The organism is Streptomyces sp. NPDC006265 (assembly GCF_040613555.1).
Classification (GTDB): domain Bacteria; phylum Actinomycetota; class Actinomycetes; order Streptomycetales; family Streptomycetaceae; genus Streptomyces.
The window spans coordinates 465-1,591 of record NZ_JBEXSH010001354.1; the positions used below are offsets into that span (position 1 = coordinate 465).

Sequence of the window (1,127 nt, forward strand, 5' to 3'; positions counted from 1 at the left end):
TCCCTCCCAGCCCCCCCCCAGCCCGCGCTTGTTCGGAGCGCAGCCCCGCCTCTCCAGCGCGGACAAGTAGGGGGCGAGGTCGTCCGGTGACTCGCGCTGTGCGCCCAGTGGGTCGTCCGCGAGCATTCCGACGATCGCCGGCACGTCGTCAGCGACGGCGGCACGTATTTCAAGATCTCCCATGGGCGCACCCTACGCAGAGACAGCTGCCCCGGGAGAGGTGATCACGCAAGGGCGCACCCTAGGCGGGCACCGGAGCCTTCAGTGTCTCCACGACCCGGACGAGCGGGGCCAGTTCGGGATTCTTCGCCGCTTCGTCGAGGGCCTCGCGCAGGGCGGCGTCATTGGTCGGCCGCGCCGCTTCCAGCAGCTCAAGACCTGCTGCGGTGACGTTCGTGTAGATGCCCCGACGGTCGGTGGGGCACAGGTAGCGCTCCAGGAGACCGCGGTCTTCCAGCCGGGTGACCAGGCGCGTGGTGGCGCTCTGACTGAGGACGACCGCGTCGGCGACCTGCTTCATTTGCAGATGCCCGCCGTCCCCGTCGTGCTGCCTGCTGAGCACGTCCAGAAGGGAGTACTCGCGCGCGCTGAGGTCGTGCCCCGCCTGCAGGGCGCGCTCGATGTGGGACTCGATCCTTCCGTGAAGCAGCCGGCACCATCAGCACGTCTTTCAGGAGAACCCCTCATGAGCACCACCACCGCTGTCGCCCCGCTGACCACCCGGAACGCCAACGCCCCCGTCGCCGCGGCCCACCACGCCGCCCAAGCCGCAGGCGTCAGCGTCAGCGTCCTGGACGCGGGCGGCCATCTGCTCGCCTTCCGGCGGGACGACGGCGCTGTGCTGATCTCCGGCGAGACCAGCACCCGCAAGGCCTACACGGCTCTCCAACTGAACGCGCCCACCGCCGACCTGGTCGAGGCGGTGCAGCCCGGAGGCCTCTTTCACACGCTGCCGACCGCGCTCGACCGGCCGCTGCTGTTCATCGCGGGCGGTGTGCCGGTGCACCGCGACGGCCGCCTGATCGGCGCGATCGGCGTCGGCGGCGGTGCCCCGGAGCAGGACCACGGTCTTGCCTCAGCCGCTGTGGAGGCCTTCGCCTGACGGGGCCCTTCAGCACGACGACGCC

At 70.8% G+C, this 1,127-nt stretch carries 2 protein-coding genes and 1 pseudogene; 1 reads left to right on the plus strand and 2 read right to left on the minus strand.

Translation table 11 applies throughout. From position 1 onward, the window contains the following. Positions 1 to 183 (minus strand): annotated as a pseudogene (locus tag ABZ281_RS48785) (hypothetical protein); the annotation flags it as partial. Positions 184 to 241: 58 nt separating this feature from the next. Beyond that, positions 242 to 649: a MarR family transcriptional regulator gene (locus ABZ281_RS48790; RefSeq protein WP_356665229.1), complete on the minus strand. Its 408-nt coding sequence runs from the start codon at positions 647 to 649 to the stop codon at positions 242 to 244. Positions 650 to 685: 36 nt separating this feature from the next. On the opposite strand from ABZ281_RS48790, the gene ABZ281_RS48795 reads away from it, so the two are divergent. Further along, positions 686 to 1,102, plus strand: coding sequence for a heme-binding protein (locus ABZ281_RS48795; RefSeq protein WP_356665227.1), 417 nt, complete (start codon positions 686 to 688; stop codon positions 1,100 to 1,102). The last annotated feature ends 25 nt before the right edge of the window (positions 1,103 to 1,127 follow it).